13 protein-coding genes are annotated in these 15,566 nt (G+C 73.3%); 8 read left to right on the top strand and 5 right to left on the bottom strand.

The annotated features are described in order from the left end of the window. Positions 1–79 precede the first annotated feature (79 nt). Positions 80–4,387, bottom strand: coding sequence for an ATP-dependent RNA helicase HrpA (hrpA, locus tag J2X26_RS03975; protein WP_307490014.1), 4,308 nt, complete (start codon positions 4,385–4,387; stop codon positions 80–82). A gap of 40 nt (positions 4,388–4,427) precedes the next feature. Further along, complete coding sequence (locus tag J2X26_RS03970; protein ID WP_307490013.1) at positions 4,428–5,495, bottom strand: phosphotransferase; 1,068 nt, start codon at positions 5,493–5,495, stop codon at positions 4,428–4,430. 96 nt (positions 5,496–5,591) lie between these two features. On the opposite strand from J2X26_RS03970, the gene J2X26_RS03965 reads away from it, so the two are divergent. Genes J2X26_RS03965 through J2X26_RS03950 form a run of 4 tightly spaced genes read left to right on the top strand, consistent with a single transcriptional unit; the run spans position 5,592 to position 7,252 of the window. Further along, a complete protein-coding gene (locus J2X26_RS03965; protein ID WP_307490011.1) occupies positions 5,592–5,903 on the top strand; it encodes an ArsR/SmtB family transcription factor in 312 nt (103 codons plus the stop codon). Then, complete coding sequence (locus J2X26_RS03960; protein ID WP_307490009.1) at positions 5,896–6,321, top strand: SRPBCC family protein; 426 nt, start codon at positions 5,896–5,898, stop codon at positions 6,319–6,321. The genes J2X26_RS03965 and J2X26_RS03960 overlap by 8 nt, the downstream gene beginning before the upstream one ends. 15 nt (positions 6,322–6,336) lie before the next feature. Continuing rightward, complete coding sequence (locus J2X26_RS03955) at positions 6,337–6,714, top strand: nuclear transport factor 2 family protein (protein ID WP_307490007.1); 378 nt, start codon at positions 6,337–6,339, stop codon at positions 6,712–6,714. Positions 6,715–6,739: 25 nt separating this feature from the next. Continuing rightward, a complete protein-coding gene (locus J2X26_RS03950) occupies positions 6,740–7,252 on the top strand; it encodes an aminoacyl-tRNA deacylase (RefSeq protein ID WP_307490005.1) in 513 nt (170 codons plus the stop codon). Positions 7,253–7,255: 3 nt separating this feature from the next. Here J2X26_RS03950 and J2X26_RS03945 read toward each other — a convergent pair whose 3' ends face one another. Beyond that, a complete protein-coding gene (locus tag J2X26_RS03945) occupies positions 7,256–7,648 on the bottom strand; it encodes a PPOX class F420-dependent oxidoreductase (protein WP_307490003.1) in 393 nt (130 codons plus the stop codon). Positions 7,649–7,797: 149 nt separating this feature from the next. Here J2X26_RS03945 and J2X26_RS03940 point away from each other — a divergent pair, with 149 nt between their 5' ends. The 3 genes from J2X26_RS03940 to J2X26_RS03930 are packed head-to-tail and all read left to right on the top strand — an operon-like array spanning position 7,798 to position 12,411. After that, positions 7,798–8,136, top strand: coding sequence for an STAS domain-containing protein (locus J2X26_RS03940; protein WP_307490002.1), 339 nt, complete (start codon positions 7,798–7,800; stop codon positions 8,134–8,136). A gap of 55 nt (positions 8,137–8,191) precedes the next feature. Then, the gene (locus tag J2X26_RS03935) at positions 8,192–9,355 is read left to right on the top strand and encodes an exonuclease SbcCD subunit D (RefSeq protein ID WP_307489999.1); all 1,164 of its coding nucleotides are present in this window, start codon (positions 8,192–8,194) and stop codon (positions 9,353–9,355) included. Continuing rightward, positions 9,355–12,411 (top strand): AAA family ATPase, encoded by a 3,057-nt coding sequence (locus J2X26_RS03930; RefSeq protein ID WP_307489998.1) that lies wholly within the window; start codon positions 9,355–9,357, stop codon positions 12,409–12,411. The genes J2X26_RS03935 and J2X26_RS03930 overlap by 1 nt, the downstream gene beginning before the upstream one ends. A 24-nt stretch (positions 12,412–12,435) precedes the next feature. On the opposite strand, the gene J2X26_RS03925 is transcribed toward J2X26_RS03930, so the two are convergent. Further along, on the bottom strand, positions 12,436–12,852 hold the full coding sequence (locus J2X26_RS03925) for a hypothetical protein (protein ID WP_307489996.1): 417 nt from the start codon (positions 12,850–12,852) through the stop codon (positions 12,436–12,438). Positions 12,853–12,969: 117 nt separating this feature from the next. Beyond that, entirely contained in the window at positions 12,970–14,286 is a 1,317-nt protein-coding gene (locus J2X26_RS03920; protein ID WP_307489994.1) for a multidrug effflux MFS transporter, read from the bottom strand. A 121-nt stretch (positions 14,287–14,407) separates the two neighbouring features. Here J2X26_RS03920 and J2X26_RS03915 point away from each other — a divergent pair, with 121 nt between their 5' ends. Further along, positions 14,408–15,553, top strand: coding sequence for a GmrSD restriction endonuclease domain-containing protein (locus J2X26_RS03915; RefSeq protein WP_307489992.1), 1,146 nt, complete (start codon positions 14,408–14,410; stop codon positions 15,551–15,553). The last annotated feature ends 13 nt before the right edge of the window (positions 15,554–15,566 follow it).

Raw genomic sequence — 15,566 nt, 5'->3', positions numbered from 1 at the left:
CCCCGTCGATGCGCCGACGCGACGCCGTGCCCCGTCGGCGGTCGTCCTGTCGACTGTCACATATCGGGCACGGGTTGTGCTAGATCCGAGCGGGTGAGGTCAGGGCCTTCTTGATGCGGGTCGTCGACACCGGGACCGGTGTGCCCAGCTGCTGGGCGAACAGGCTCACGCGCAGCTCCTCGAGCATCCAGCGGACCGCGGTGACCTCGGGGTCGTGCGGGCGCTTGGCGACGGCGTCGTCGTAGAGCGCCTCGACGTCCTGCACCTGCCATGCCAGGTCGGCGTCTCGCTGCGGGTTGTCCGCGGCCTTGATGAGCCGGTGCCGCGCGGCCTTCAGGTAGCGGGCCAGGTGCGGGAGGCGCTCGGCGCCCGTCTCGCTGACGAAGCCGTCGTGCACCAGGCGGGCGGCCTGCGCGCGGATGTCCTGCGCGGTGGCCAGCAGGGCGAGGCTGGACCGGGAGCGGATCTCCGCGTCGAGCTCGCGCCACGCGGTCAGCACCGCGACGAGGTCGGTGACGACGGTGAACACGGTGTCCTCGAGGCGGTCCCGGACGGCCGTGCGCACCGAGGTGTAGGCGTCGAGCGTCCGGACGCTGGTGGCCGGCGCCGTCAGGAGGGACTCGATCGCCGCTAGCTGCACGTCCCTGACCAGGGCCTCCGTGCTCGGATACGGGCTCGCTGCGAGCGTGAGCGCCTGCGTGCCCGTCCAGCGGGTCGTGATACGGCCGGTCGCCAGGCCGACGTCGAGCAGGAGGAGCCGGCGCAGCCCGCGGCGTGACGCCTCGGGGACGGCCGACTCGTCGGCCAGCGCGCGGACCGCCACCGTCTGCTTCTCCTCGACCAGCGACGGGTACGCGCGGACCCTGCCGATCTCGACGACCTCGGGGAGCTCCGGCAGGTCCGCCGGCCAGGTGGTCAGGCCCGTGCGCTCGACGTCGACGGCGGGCGCTCTGCTCGCCGAGGTCGAGCCGGCCGTGTGCGTGGACGGGGGCGCGGGCGTCGGGGCCGTCGCGGATGCCGCAGGCGTGTCCGGCGACGCCTTCCGCGCCTCCTCCATCGCCGCGCGCACGGCGGTGCGGACGGCGTCGTCGACGGCCTGTTGGGTCTGGGCCGCGAGCCGACGCTGCAGGACGGCCAGGTCCTTGCCCTCGTCCACCACTCCCCCGCGATCGCCGACCACCCGGAACGTCATGCGCAGGTGCGGCGGCAGGCGGTCGTCGTCGAACGCGTCATCGGGGACATCCACGTCGCGCAGCTCGCGCACCGCCCGGCGGAAGACCTCGCGGAACGACGGGGCGGCATCGCCGGCGCGGACCGTGTCCTCCCAGTCGGCCGTGTGCTCGGTCATCCAGGCGTCGACACCGCGAGCGACGTCGGGTGCGGGGACCAGCTGCACGCGCACGGGCTTGGGCAGGGCGCGGATGGTGGCGGTGACCAGCTCCTCGCGCAGGCCGGGCACCATCCAGCCGAAGCCGTCGGGGGTGAGGCGCGCGAGGGTGGACAACGGGATATGTACAGTCACACCATCGGCTTCTGTACCAGGCTCGAACTGGTAGGTGAGCGGGAGCCGAAGGTCGCCCTGCGGCCAGCGCGACGGGAACGCCGACTCGTCGATCGCGCCCGCCTCACCCACCAACAGCTCACGAGTGAACGTCAGCAGGTCGGGGTTGTCGCGCCGTGCGGACTTCCACCACTGGTCGAAGTGCCGGCTGGACACGACGTCGTCGGGGACCCGCTCGTCGTAGAACGCGAACAGGGTGTCGTCGTCGACCACGAGGTCCCGTCGGCGGGCCCGTGCCTCCAGGCCCTCCGCCTCGGCCAGCAGGCGCCGGTTCTCGTGGAAGAACGCGTGGTGGGTGGTCCACTCGCCCTGGACCAGTGCGTGCCGGACGAACAGCTCGCGGGCGTGCTCGGGGTCGACCTTGGCGAACAGCACCCGGCGCTGGTTGACGATCGGGACGCCGTAGAGCAGGACCTTCTCGAAGGCCGTCGCGGCACCCTGCTTGGTGGACCACGCGGGCTCCGAGTAGGTGCGTCTCACCAGGTGAGCGCCCACTTCCTCGGCCCACTCGGGCTGGATGCGTGCCACGTCACGACCCCACAGGCGGGACGTCTCGACGAGCTCCGCGGCCATGACCCAGGCGGGGGGCTTCCGCGCCAGACCCGACCCCGGGAAGATCGCGAACCGCGCCCCCCGAGCGCCCAGGTACTCGTTGCGGGCGCGTCGATCCGTCCTGCCGGGCGTCTTTCCGCGCGACGGCGCAGCGACCTCCGTGGCCTCCTGCATGCCGATCTGCGAGAGCAGGCCGGCCAGGATCGCGACGTGGATACGGTCGCCGTCCCACTCGAGCTGGAGCCCGTCGGTCTCCTGAGCGGAGCGGGGCGCGTTCACGACGATGCCGAGCGGCTTGGCCAGCTCGCGCAGCTGCGTGACGACGTCCTGCCACTCGCGGATGCGCAGGTAGTTGAGGTGCTCCGACCGGCACATCCGCCGGAACGCGGACCCCGACAGGTCCCGCTGCTGGTCGCGCAGGTAGTGCCACAGGTTCAGGTAGGTGAGCAGGTCAGAGGTGGGATCCGCGAACCGCGAGTGCGACAGGTCGGCCTTCTCGCGCTCCTCGACCGGGCGCTCGCGCGGGTCCTGGATGGACAGCGCGGCGGCGATGATCATGACCTCGCGGGCCACCGACCGGCGACCGCCCTCGACGATCATCCGGGCCAGCCGCGGGTCCATCGGCAGCTGCGCCAGAGCGCGGCCGGTCTCGGTCAGCCGGCCGTCGCCCAGCGCACCGAGCTCGGTGAGCAGCTGGACGCCGTCGCGGACCGCTCGGGTGTCCGGGGGGTCGACGAACGGGAAGTCGCCGATATCCTCCGGCGTCGTCGCGACGCCCACCGCGATCATCTGCAGGATCACCGACGCGAGCGATGTACGAAGGATCTCTGGCTCGGTGTACAGCGGTCGGGCGTCGAAGTCGTCCTGCGAGTACAGCCGGATCGCGATGCCGTCCGCGACACGACCGCAGCGGCCCGAGCGCTGGTTCGCCGACGCCTGCGAGATGGGCTCGATCGGCAGCCGCTGCACCTTGGTCGCCTTGGAGTAGCGCGAGATGCGGGCCGTGCCGGGGTCGATCACGTACCGGATGCCCGGCACGGTCAGCGACGTCTCCGCGACGTTGGTGGACAGGACCACGCGCCGGTTCTGGTGCCGCTCGAACACGCGGTGCTGCTCGGCGGCGGACAGCCGGCTGTACAGGGGGAGCAGCTCGACCGCGCCCGGCGAGCGTGGGTCGCTGACCCGGACGCCGAGCGACGAGCGAAGCGCGTCCTCCGCGTCGCGGATCTCCCGCTCGCCCGACAGGAACACGAGGATGTCGCCGGGGCCCTCGAGACAGAGCTCGTCGACCGCCTCGCAGATCGCCGTCATCGGGTCGCGGTCCTCGGCGCCCCTCTTCTTGACCGGCGCACCCTCCTCGACGTCCGGGGACAGCGGCCGGTAGCGGATCTCCACCGGATACGTGCGGCCGGTGACCTCCACGACCGGCGCGGCGACGCCGTCGGCGTTCGCGAAGTGCCTTGCGAACCGGTCGGAGTCGATGGTCGCCGACGTGATGACGACCTTGAGGTCCGGGCGCTGGGGGAGCAGCCGCGTGAGGTACCCGAGGATGAAGTCGATGTTGAGCGACCGCTCGTGCGCCTCGTCGATGATCAGCGTGTCGTACGCCCGGAGCATCGGGTCCCGCTGGATCTGCGCCAGCAGGATGCCGTCGGTCATGACCTTCACCAGCGTCGACTCGCTGGACTCGTCGGTGAACCGGACCTGGTAGCCGACGATCCCGCCCAGCGGGGCGTCCCCGACGAGCTCCTCGTTGATGCGCTCCGCGACGCTGCGGGCGGCGATCCGGCGCGGCTGCGTGTGGCCGATCTGCCCCGCGCGGCCGCGACCGAGCTCGAGCGCGATCTTCGGGATCTGTGTCGTCTTGCCGGACCCCGTCTCGCCTGCGACGACGACGACCTGGTGGTCGCGCAGGGCGTCGCTGATCTCCGACCGGCGCGCGCTGACGGGCAGCTGCTCCGGGTAGACGATCGGCGGGAGGTCGACGGCTCGGCGGATCTCGGCGGCACGCGCGCGGCGGGCGGCGGCGCGGGCGGGGTCGTCGCGACCCGACGTGCCGCGACCGGACGAGCGCTGGCCCGACGCACGCTGGCCCGAGGGGGGCCGGCCCGACGGCGGCTGCCGATCGGACGAGGGCTGCCCGGTGGCGGCATCCGCGGGCTGCGCCGGCTGCTCCGCCGTCGTCGGCCTGCGACGGCCTCGACCCCGCCGTCTCGGGGGTCGCCCAGCACCGGACCCGGGCGGGTCGACGGGGGAGGGGGACGGCGTGCTCACGACGTCCCAGTCTCCCAGGTGCGGGCCGTGAACCGCTCCTTCATTCGTCGTCGGCGAACGCGCGGTACGGCCCGACGGGTGCGGCGGACGCTCCCCACTCGTCGTCGGCCCAGGCCGCGGCGGTGCCCAGGAGCCCCGCGACGGCGGGCAGGGTGGACCGAAGACGGACCGCACCCCAGCGCCATCGGGTGGTGAGCAGCTGCCGGTAGGACGGCGACAGCACCCCGGGAGGGCCGACTCGCGGGCGGTCCTCGTCGGCGCCGAACAGGAGCCAGCCCGTCATCGCGAGGATCCAGGCCGCCGACGCCAGGTCGACCGACCGGGTCCACCCCGGCTCGCGGACGAGGTCCGGCCGGTGGGTGCCCAGCGTTTCCGTGAACGTGTCGAGCAGCTGGTCCGTGAAGCCCGGCGGCGGGTCGAAGACGCACCAGCACGTGGAGAACGGCATCGCCGCGTAGGCCGCGTCGTAGGCGGCGTGGTGCACGGTCGCGCCCTCCAGGTCGACGAAGCGCCAGCCGTCCGCCGTGCGGATGGCGTTGTCCGGGCACGTGTCGGTGGGGGAGACGACGTCCGAGGCTGGGTCGCGATGGTCGAGGGTCGCGATCAGGTCGAGCTCGGCGTCGAGCGCGCGGTCGGCCGGGAGGCCCAGGACGTCGTCGAGAAGCATGCGGGCACCCACCCGAGCGGCCGCCGACGGCTCGTCGGCCGACAGGTCGCCGAGCGCCTCGTCGAACGTCGTGGACCGCGACCGGCCGAGCGTGTCCGTGAGCGCCTCGACCCACTCGAGCGCGCCCGCCCACGCGGCCTCACGGTCGTCGCCGAGCAGCAGGTCCGCGAGCGTCGGACCCGTCCCCAGATCACTCATCACGACCAGCCCGTGCTCGCGGTCGACCGCGAGCAGGTCGGGGGTGTGGTCGAGCGCGGTCAGCCCGGCGACCTCCCGGGCGAACGACGCCGACGAGCCGTCGGGGTACTTCTTGACGACGACCGAGCCGGCCGGGACGCGGCAGCGCAGCACCTCGGACCTGGTGGAGCCGCCGAGCGGCTGCGGGTCGGACACGGGCACGCCGAGCGCGGCGGACGCGATCCGGAGCGTGTCGTCGGTCATCGGGCCCCTCTCGTCGACGCCCAGCATGAGGCTCTTGTCCTGGTGTGCAACCTCCACTACGTTCCACTTGTACAAGCATCCATTTGTGGAGGTCCCATGGACGGCGCGTCGTCGGCGCTCAAGGCCCTGGCCGACCCCAGCCGTCGGCGGATCCTCGCCGTCGTCCGGGACGAGCCGGTCGCGGTCGGCGACATCGCCGAGCAGGTCGGGATGTCGCAGCAGGCGGTCTCCCACCACCTCCGCGTCCTGCGGGCCTCCGGCCTGGTCACCGAGCAGCGCGATCGCACGCGGCACCTCTACGTCGTGCGGACCGACGGCCTCGCGGCCGTGCGCGACTACCTCGACGACTTCTGGCCCACCCACCTGCGCGCGCTCAAGGACGCAGCGGAAGCGGCGTCCCGTGGCTGACTACACGACGTCGATCCACATCGACGCGCCGCCGGAGATCGTGTTCTCGCACCTGGTGGTCGCCGAGCGCATGGTGACGTGGATGGGCCACCGGGCCTCGCTGGACCCCGTGGTCGGCGGCGAGTTCGCCGTCGACATCGGAGGGTCGCTGGTGCGGGGGAAGTACGTCGAGGTCGAACCACCGCGCCGAGTCGTCGTGTCCTGGGGGATGGCCGGGAGCGCCGACCTGCCGCCGTCGGCGAGCCGGGTCGAGTTCGTGCTCACGGCTGTCGACGGCGGTACCCGGGTGGACCTGTTCCACACCGGCCTGCCGACCAGCCGCGCCACCGGGCACGCAGATGGATGGGCGCACTTCCTGCCCCGCTTGGCGACGAGCGCGGCAGGCGATGATCCCGGCCCCGACACCTGGGCCGGCTGACCCGCAGGAGGAACCATGACGCAGCACGTGCTCGACATCGTGACCGGCTACCAGGACGCCTGGACGTCCGGGGACCTGGACGCCGCAGCGACCTACCTCGCGCCCGACTTCACGTTCGAGGGTGCCGGCGCGTCGTTCACCTCGACCGACGAGTTCCTGCCCTTCCTCGCGCGGTTCGCCGGTCGGATCGGGCGCGGCTGGCGGAAGGTCGCGGCATTCGGCGACGGCGACGAGCTGCTCGTCATGTACGAGCTGCACGGTCCTGCCGGTCAGGCGCTGCCGCTCACGGTCGACCACTTCGTCGTGCGCGACGGGAAGATCGTCTCCGAGACGCTCGTGTTCGACTCCGCAGCCTTCGGGCAGGCGATGGCGGGCGCGGCTGCATCCCGTTGACGGGCAGGGCTCCTACAGTGGCCGGATGAGCGATGGCGCCCCTGCACCGACCGAGGGGGAGCGCCGTGCGCTCTCCGGGCTCGAGACGTCGGGCATCCCGTTCCAGGTGACCCGGCACGGGCGGGTCGGCTCGTTGGCGGAGGCCGCCGAAGCGCGTGGCATCGACCCCGCCGGCATCGTCAAGACGATCGTGGTGCGCCGCGGCGACGACGACTTCCTCTTCGTGCTGGTTCCGGGCGACCGGACCATCTCGTGGCCCAAGCTGCGTGCGCTGCTCGGGGTGTCCCGGCTGTCGATGCCGGACGCGGCCACCGCGAAGGACGTCACGGGCTACGAGCGCGGCACCATCACGCCGTTCGGCTCGCTGGTGGCGTGGCCGGTCGTCGCGGACACACGCATCCGGTCACGCAGCGTGTCCATCGGCGGCGGGGCGCACGGCTTCGCGGCGACCATCGACGGTGCCGACCTGGTGCATGCGCTCGACGCGACGGTGTCGGACGTGACCGAGCCCGAGGTTTCGGGTTCCGTGTCGGACTGAGCGCTACTTCGTCACGAAGGTCGTCGGGCGGACCGTCAGGATCACCCGCTTCGCAGCGTCGGTGATCTCGTAGTCCTCGCCGTACCGCTTCTGCAGCGACTTGTAGAAGCTGGCGACCTCGTCGTCGGGGACCGTGTCCACGACCGCCCCGCGGACCTCGAGCGACCGGTACGGGTTCTCGGGATCGTGGATCGAGATCGCGACCCGGGGCTCGTTCTGCAGGTTCTTGAACTTCTGGCGGGTCGACGTGTGCGTGAACCGCAGGACCTCGCCGTCCCACACGAACCACATGACGCTGCTGTGCGGTGCGCCGTCCGGCGCGACGGTGGCGAGGTGGGCGAAGAGGGGCCGGTCCAGCAGGTCGGCGTGGCTGGCGGGGAGCTCGTGGTGGGCCATCGCACGAGGCTAGCTCCGCTGCCGGACGGGAACCTCCCGACGACCACATCCGTTCGCGATGTCGTAGGTGCCCCGGTGCCCGGAGGGGTAGCGTCGAGCCGCCGGAGAGCAGATCCGGTCACGGGGGCGAGAGCTGAGGAGAGTTCGACGTGATCGATCGCGCGCCCGCGGCCGGAACCATCCGTGTCGACGCCCAGGACACGAAGACCGTCATCAGCCTCGTCGGGGAGATCGACGCCGCCCTGCGCGACGAGGCCGGTGCGTGCATGGGCCTCGCGCTGGTCCGCGGCGTCCCCGTGGTCATCGACTCCACGCTGGCGACGTTCATCGACTCGTCGGGTATCGCCTTCGTCCTGCAGCTGCACCTCGCGGCCTCCGAGGAGCGCATCCCCGTGACGCTGCTGGACCCGCACCGGGTTCTGCGGGACGTGCTGGAGATGGTCGGCCTGTCCGGTGAGCTGCCCGCGGCGCCTGTGACGTCCGTCTGACGCCACCCCGCGCCCGGTCACCGGGTGTGTCGGTGGGCTGGTCTACGTTCGCCGCATGCGGTTGCTGCACACGTCGGACTGGCACCTGGGCCGGTCGCTGCACGGGGTCGATCTCCTCGACCACCAGGCGGCGTACCTGGAGCACCTGGTCGACGTCGTGCGCGCCGAGCAGGTCGACGCGGTGGTCGTCGCGGGGGACGTGTACGACCGCGCGATCCCGCCCGTGGAGGCCGTGACGCTGCTCTCGGACACGCTCGCGCGGCTCGCGGAGCACACCACGGTCGTGGTCACGTCCGGCAACCATGACTCCGCGACGCGGCTGGGTTTCGGGTCGGCTCTGATGCGGGACCGGGTCCGGCTCCGGACGCGGGTCGCCGGGCTCGCGGAGCCGGTGGTGCTTCCCGACGACGACGGCGACGTGCTGGTCTACGGCATCCCGTACCTCGACCCCGACTTCGCGCGCGTCGAGCTGGCCGACGGACCTGAGCTGCTGGCCCGGTCGCACCAGGCGGTGGCCGTTGCGGCGATGCGACGGATCCGCGACGACCTCGCATCACGCGAGGGTCCTGCCCGGCCGCGTTCGGTGGTGGCCGCGCACGCGTTCGTCATCGGAGGGGCCCCGACGGACTCCGAGCGGGACATCCGCGTCGGGGGCGTGGACCAGGTCCCGGCCGGCGTGTTCGCGGGGGCCGACTATGTGGCGCTCGGGCACCTGCACGGTCCGCAGAAGGTGACCGGTGTCGACGGCACGGTCCTGCGCTACAGCGGGTCGCCGCTGGCCTACTCGTTCTCCGAGCAGCACCACGCGAAGTCGACCGTCCTGGTGGACCTGTCCGGCGGTGAGGTGCGCACGTCGCTGGTCGCCGCCCCGGTGCCGCGCCGGCTCGCCGACGTCACGGGCACGCTCGAGGAGCTGCTCGGTGAGGCGGGCGCGCCGCACACCGACGCGTGGACGCGCGTGACCGTGACGGACGCGCACCGCCCGGAGGACCTGTACCGCCGCGTGAAGCAGCGGTTCCCGCACGCGCTCGTGGTGCACCACCGCGCGGCGCAGTCGGCGGAGTCCTCGCGCGCGGCGGTCGTCACGGCGGCGCACGACCCGCTCGACGTCACGGCCGACTTCCTCGCGCACATCACCGGGCACGGCCCGACGCCCGCCGAGGCGGACGTGCTGCGGCGCGCGTACGAGGACGTCGCCGCGATGGAGCGGAGCGCCTGATGCACCTGCGCACCCTCACGCTCCAGGCGATCGGGCCCTTCGCGGGCGAGTACACCGTCGACTTCGACGCGCTCGGCCAGGCCGGGCTGTTCCTGCTCGAGGGGCCGACGGGCTCCGGCAAGTCGACGCTCATCGACGCGATCGTGTTCGCGCTGTACGGGAAGGTCGCGTCCGCCGAGGCGTCGGAGGACCGGCTCCGGTCGGCGTATGCGGCCGACGACGTCGAGAGCGTGGTCGATCTTGTCTTCGAGGTGCCCTCCGGCATCTACCGCGTGCGGCGCACCCCCGTGTACCAGCGGGCCAAGCGACGCGGCAGCGGCACGACCACGGCGAACGCGTCGGTGAAGGCGTGGCGCCTGCCCGCGGGGGCGGACCTCGACCCGGCGACCCTCGACTCCGTCGGTGTGCCGCTGGGCAACCGGCTGGACGAGGTCGGCGCCGAGATCCAGAAGGCCGTGGGCCTGGACCGCACCCAGTTCGTCCAGACGATCGTGCTGCCCCAGGGCGAGTTCGCGCACTTCCTGCGCGCCAAGCCCGAGGAGCGACGCGGGCTGCTGCAGAAGATCTTCGGCACCGAGGTGTACGAGCAGCTCGCGCTGCGCCTGGCGGAGATGCGTCGAGAGAGCGACCGGGCGAGTGCGGCGGCGCGGTCGGCGCTGTCGTCGGGCACGTCGCAGCTGGTCGGCGCCGCACGGCTCACCGACGACGAGGCCGCCGACGTGCGGACGGCGATCGACGCCGCCGTGGTGCGTGGCGACGGGCTGGTGGCCGCGGTGCGGTCGGTGGTGACCGGGCGGACCGACGAGCTCGCCGGGTGGGCCGCCGGCGCGCGCGCCGCGGCGGTCGCGGCCGACGCGGTCCGGCGGGCAGCGCGCACCCACCTCGACGAGTCGACCGCCACGGACGCCCTGCTCCGCCGCCGCGACGCCCTGCGGTCGGAACGGGCAGCGCTGGATGCTGCGGCAGACATGAACGCGGAGGCGATCCTGCAGCTCACCGCCGCACGGTCGGCCCAGGCAGTCCGACCGCTGGTGCTCGGGGCCGACCGCGCCGCGACGATGCTCGACGCGGCCCGCAAGACGGTGACCGCCGCGCTGGACGGAACCCCGGACGACATCGCGACCCCGCCGGAGGGCACCGACCTCCGGACGCACGTGCAGGCAGCCGGCCGCGTGTCCGCGGAGGCGGCGGGTGCGCTCGCGCGGCTGGTCGACGTCGAGGCCGGGCTCGAGTCCCGTCGCCGCGCAGTGCGCCAGACGCGCCACACGGTCGACGACCTGGTCGCCGCGATCGCGTCCGACGATCAGTGGCTTGCCACGCGGCCGGCCGCGCGGGCCGCTCTGCTGACCGAGCTGGAGGCTGCCCGGACACTGGCCGCCGCGGCGGGGGAGCGGGAGTCGGCGCTGACGACGGCGATCGAGACGGTCTCCGCGCACACTGCACTGGCCGCCGCGGAGCAGACCCTCGCGGAGGCCGGTGCAGCCCGGACCGCCGCGGGTGCCGCCGCGGTGGTCGCGCTCGACACCGAGCGGGACCTGCGCGCCGCACGGGTCGCTGACCTGGCCGGCGAGCTCGCGGCCCGGCTCGACGACGGGGACGCGTGCCCGGTGTGCGGCTCCGCGGAGCACCCCGCCAAGGCCGTGCTCGGCGCCGACCACGTGTCCGCCGAGCAGGTCGAGCGTGCCGAGGCCGATCGGGCCGCCGCCGAACGCAGCCTGCACGCCGCCGCCGAGCGGTGCAGCGTGCTGGAGGAGCGTGCGGGCGCGCTGCGCGCTCGCGTGGGGAGCGTCTCCGCTGAGGACGCGACCGAGCGGTGCGACCAGGCGCGCTCGGCGCTCGCCCAGGCGCGGGCTGCCGAAGCCGACGTCGTCCGGCTGGTGCCGGCGCTCGACGGGTTCGACGTGCAGACCCGGAGCCGGGAGGCCGAGCGGGCGACCGCCGTCGCGCGGCTCGCGGGGGAGCGGGCGACGCTGGAGGTCACGCTGCTGGACCTGGACGCCGCCGAGGCCGAGGTCGTGACCGCTCGGGGGGACCACCCGACGGTCGCCGCGCGGCACGCGGAGCTGCTCGGACGGGTCGCGTCGTCCGCCACGGTGCTCGACGCGCTCGCAGAGCGTGACGCCGCGCAGGACGAGCTCCGCCGTCGGCAGGAGGAGCTGGCCGCAGGGCTCGACGAGCACGGCTTCGGATCGGCCGACGAGGCGCGTACGGCCGCGGTCGACGCTGCCGTCCTCGCGGAGCTGGACCGCGTCGTGACCGCCTACGCCACGCGACTCGACCGGGCGACCGCCGGACTGGCCGAACCGGCCATCGCAGCGCTCGCCGACGACCTGTTGGTCGACCTCGACGCGGCGACGACCGCCGAGGCCGCCGCGCGGGTGGAGGCGGAGCGCACCGCTGGCGAGGCGCGGGTCGCCGAGGAGCGTGCGACAGCAGCCGCCGTCGCGGGCGACGGGGTGGTCGCGTCCGGGACCGCGCTCGCAGACGCGCTCGGCACCGCAGGCCCGGTCTGCCGGCTCGCGGACCTGACCGGCGGTGGCGGGGGCGACAACGCGCGGAACCTGTCGCTGGCCACCTTCGTGCTGATGCGTCGCTTCGAGGACGTCGTCGCCGCCGCCAACGAGCGCCTGCTCGTCATGTCGGACGGCCGGTTCGAGCTGGTCCGCAGCGACGAGAAGGAGGACGTGCGCGCGCGGAACACCGGCCTGGCCATGCGCGTCATCGACCACCGGACCGAGCAGGCCCGGGACCCCCGGACCCTGTCCGGCGGGGAGACGTTCTACGTGTCCCTCTGCCTGGCGCTCGGCATGGCCGACGTCGTGACGGCCGAGGCCGGCGGGATCGACCTCGGCACGTTGTTCGTCGACGAGGGCTTCGGGTCCCTCGACCCGCACACGCTCGACGCCGTGCTGGCCGAGCTCGGTCGACTGCGTGCGGGTGGCCGAGTGGTCGGGGTGGTGTCGCACGTCGAGGCGCTGAAGCAGTCGATCGCGGACCGCATCGAGGTCCGCCCGACCGCCGACGGCCCGAGCACGCTCACCGTTCGGGCGGGCTGACCGACCGCTGCCACGAGGGCGCTGTCACCACGCCCAGCCGCGGGAGGCGAGCTCGACCTCCTCGCGGAACCGCTCGGCGGGGTCGCCCTTCGCGGCGGGCTGGACCTCGACGCCCGCCAGCTTGCATGCCTCGACCAGCAGCTGGTCGTAGGCGAGCTGCGACGCGATGATCCGCTCGGCGCGGGCGAAGGTGCGCGGGTCCAGCTCGAGGGAGCGGACGTGGTCGGCGACGACACCGAGCCGCTCCTGCACGCGCAGGGTGGTGAACGGGTCGTACTCGGGAGGCCTCGGTGGCCGGATCCGCTCGGCCAGGTGCTCCAACCGGGTGGCCACGAACGTGCGCCATCGCGGCGGCTCGTCGGCCGACGGGAACAGCTGCCAGATCGCACCGAAGACGAGCGCCGGGACGAACATCACAGCGGCCAGCAAGACCCAGCTCATCGTGCGTCCTTCATCGAGCGCGTAGGGCTCAGATTAAGTCGCAAGTGTGACGTGCGCCACAATATTCCCGCCGGATCGTGCAAGCACCAGCGCCGGACCTGGCGCGGTCGCGTGGCCCTACCTCGCCGCGACCTCTCGCGTCATCTCGGCGTCGCGAGCTGTCGGAGTCTCGGGTGCTGCGACCAGGTCCAGCGAGGTGTGCGCGCCGGCGACGACGCTCTCGGCCTCCTCGAGCGCGGTGCGCGCCCACGAGCGGCGGACCGCGACGAGCAGGACGGCGGCGATCACGATGACGCCGGCCATCACAGCCGCCATGGACACGGCGGTCGGCGTCCCGTTGATGCTGGTGAGGGGCGCGATCACGGCGCCGAGCCCGAACTGGAGGGCGCCGAGCAGGGCGGCGGCGGACCCGGCACGGTGCGGGTTGGACGCCAGGGCGATGGCCGGTGCGGACGGCAGGACGAAGCCGGCGGTGCCGAGAGTGAGCACCAGCAGGACGGTCACGGGCCAGAACGGAGCACCGAGGAGCGTCGTCGCGAAGAGGGAGAGGCCGAGCACCACGCCGACCGCGACGGCGCCGGAGAGGATCTGCTCGGGGCGGAAGCGGCCGACGAGCGCGCCGTTGATCTGGGAGCCCGCGGTGATCGCGACGGCGCCGGCGGCGAACACCCAGCCGAACTGCTGCGGCGTCAGGCCGTACCCCTCCTGGAACACGAAGGTCGACGACGCGACGTACGTGAACATGGCCGACAGGTAGAAGGCGGACATGAGCGCCAGGCCGAGGAACGGCAGGTCGAGCAGCAGGTCACGGTAGGTGCGCAGAGCGGCGCCGGTGCCGCCCGTGCGCCGCAGCTCGAGCGCGAGCGACTCGCGCAGCGCGAACGACGCGACGACGAACAGCACGGCGCCGGTGGCGGCGAGGAACACGAAGATCAGCCGCCAGGAGCCGACGAGCAGCAGCTGGGCGCCGATGGTCGGCGCCAGGATCGGTGCGACGCCGACGACGAGCATCAGGCGGGCCATCACCTTGGAGACGGCGAGCCCCTCGAACTTGTCGCGGACCACCGCGAGCGACAGGACCATCCCCGCGGCGGCGGTGAAGCCCTGCACGAACCGCAGGGCAGTGAACGCCGTGATGTTCTGCACGAGCACGAGCCCGACGGACGCCAGCACGTACACGACGAGGGAGCTCAGCAGCGGTCGTCGGCGGCCGTAGGCGTCGGAGACGGACCCGATGAGGAGCTGACCGAGCGCGAGACCGGCGAGCGACGCGGCGATGGTCAGCTGGACGGCGGCGGCGGTGGTGTTGAGGTCGTCGGCGATCTCGGGGAAGGCGGCGAGGTAGGTGTCGAACGTGAACGGGCCCAACGCGGTGAGCGCCGAGAGCAGGAGGACGAAGCCGACGCTCACGCGCGTCGCGGGGGTGCGGGCCATGACAAGCCCAAGGTTGTGGAGCGCAAGCATCTTCCGCGCTGTCCACGGTGTGGGACGGATCACCCGCTGACCAGGACCTACGTCACCCGTCGGACCGCTGCGGCGTACCGATACTCAGGGGGTGACGAGACCGAGGACTGACGACGCGCGGCCGGCCGACCCGTCCGCCCCCGAGTCGGGTCGTTCGCGCTGGGCCCCGCTACGCATCGCCGCAGCCGCCGGGCTGCTCGCCGTGTCGCTCGTCGCCTGCACCGCCGTCGCGTCCGTCGACACGGAAGCCGAACCGACCGCCGCGAGCCCGGCCACCCCGAGCGCGAGCGCCACCCCGAGCCTCGAGGACCAGGCGGCAGCTCTGCCCGACCCGGAGCCGGCGCCGCCGGTCGACGCCGCCGCTGCTGCCGCCGCGCAGCCGCAGACGGCCCTGGCCACCGCCGTCCTGCTGCCGGTCAAGGGCCGTGCGCCGAAGACCGGGTACGACCGCGACCTCTACGGCCAGGCGTGGAAGGACGTGGACCGCAACGGCTGCGACACCCGCAACGACATCCTGCGCCGCGACCTCACGGACCAGGTGCTGAAGCCGGGCACGAACGGCTGCGTGGTGGCGTCGGGCACGCTGCTCGACCCGTACTCGGGGAAGCCGATCGCGTTCGTCCGCGGTCAGGACACGTCGTCGGCCGTGCAGATCGACCACGTCGTCGCCCTGTCGGACTCCTGGCAGAAGGGCGCCCAGCAGTGGGACACCGCGAAGCGGGAGGCGTTCGGCAACGACCCGCTGAACCTGCTCGCCGCGGACGGCCCGCTGAACCAGCAGAAGGGCGACGGGGACACGGCGACGTGGCTCCCGCCGAACAAGGCGTTCCGCTGCGCGTACGTCGCGCGGCAGGTCGGCGTGAAGTACACGTACGGGCTGTGGGTCACGCAGGCCGAGCAGGACGCGATGGTCGGGGTGCTGTCCACGTGCCCGGCCGAACCGCTGCCGGCGGGTTCCGCGGTGCCGCCTCCGCCGGTGGTCGAGGCTCCGGCGGTGGTCGTCGTTCCGCCCGTCGTCGAGCAACCCGCCGCCCCCGCGGTCGCGGCCCCGGCAGCCCCGGTCCCGGCAGTCCCGGCCCCCGCTCCCGCGCCCGCTCCTGCTCCCGTCACCGGCCCGTTCGCCAACTGCACCGAGGCATGGGCCGCGGGCGCCGCACCTGTCTACATCGGCAGCCCCGGGTACGCCCCGAAGCTCGACCGCGACAACGACGGGATCGGCTGCGAGAAGCGCCCCTGACCAGCGCAGGGCG

Source organism: Cellulomonas humilata (genome assembly GCF_030814415.1).
GTDB classification, from domain to species: domain Bacteria; phylum Actinomycetota; class Actinomycetes; order Actinomycetales; family Cellulomonadaceae; genus Cellulomonas; species Cellulomonas humilata_A.
The sequence above is the reverse complement of the archived record's forward strand: the minus strand, read 5'-3'. Positions and strand labels throughout refer to the sequence as shown.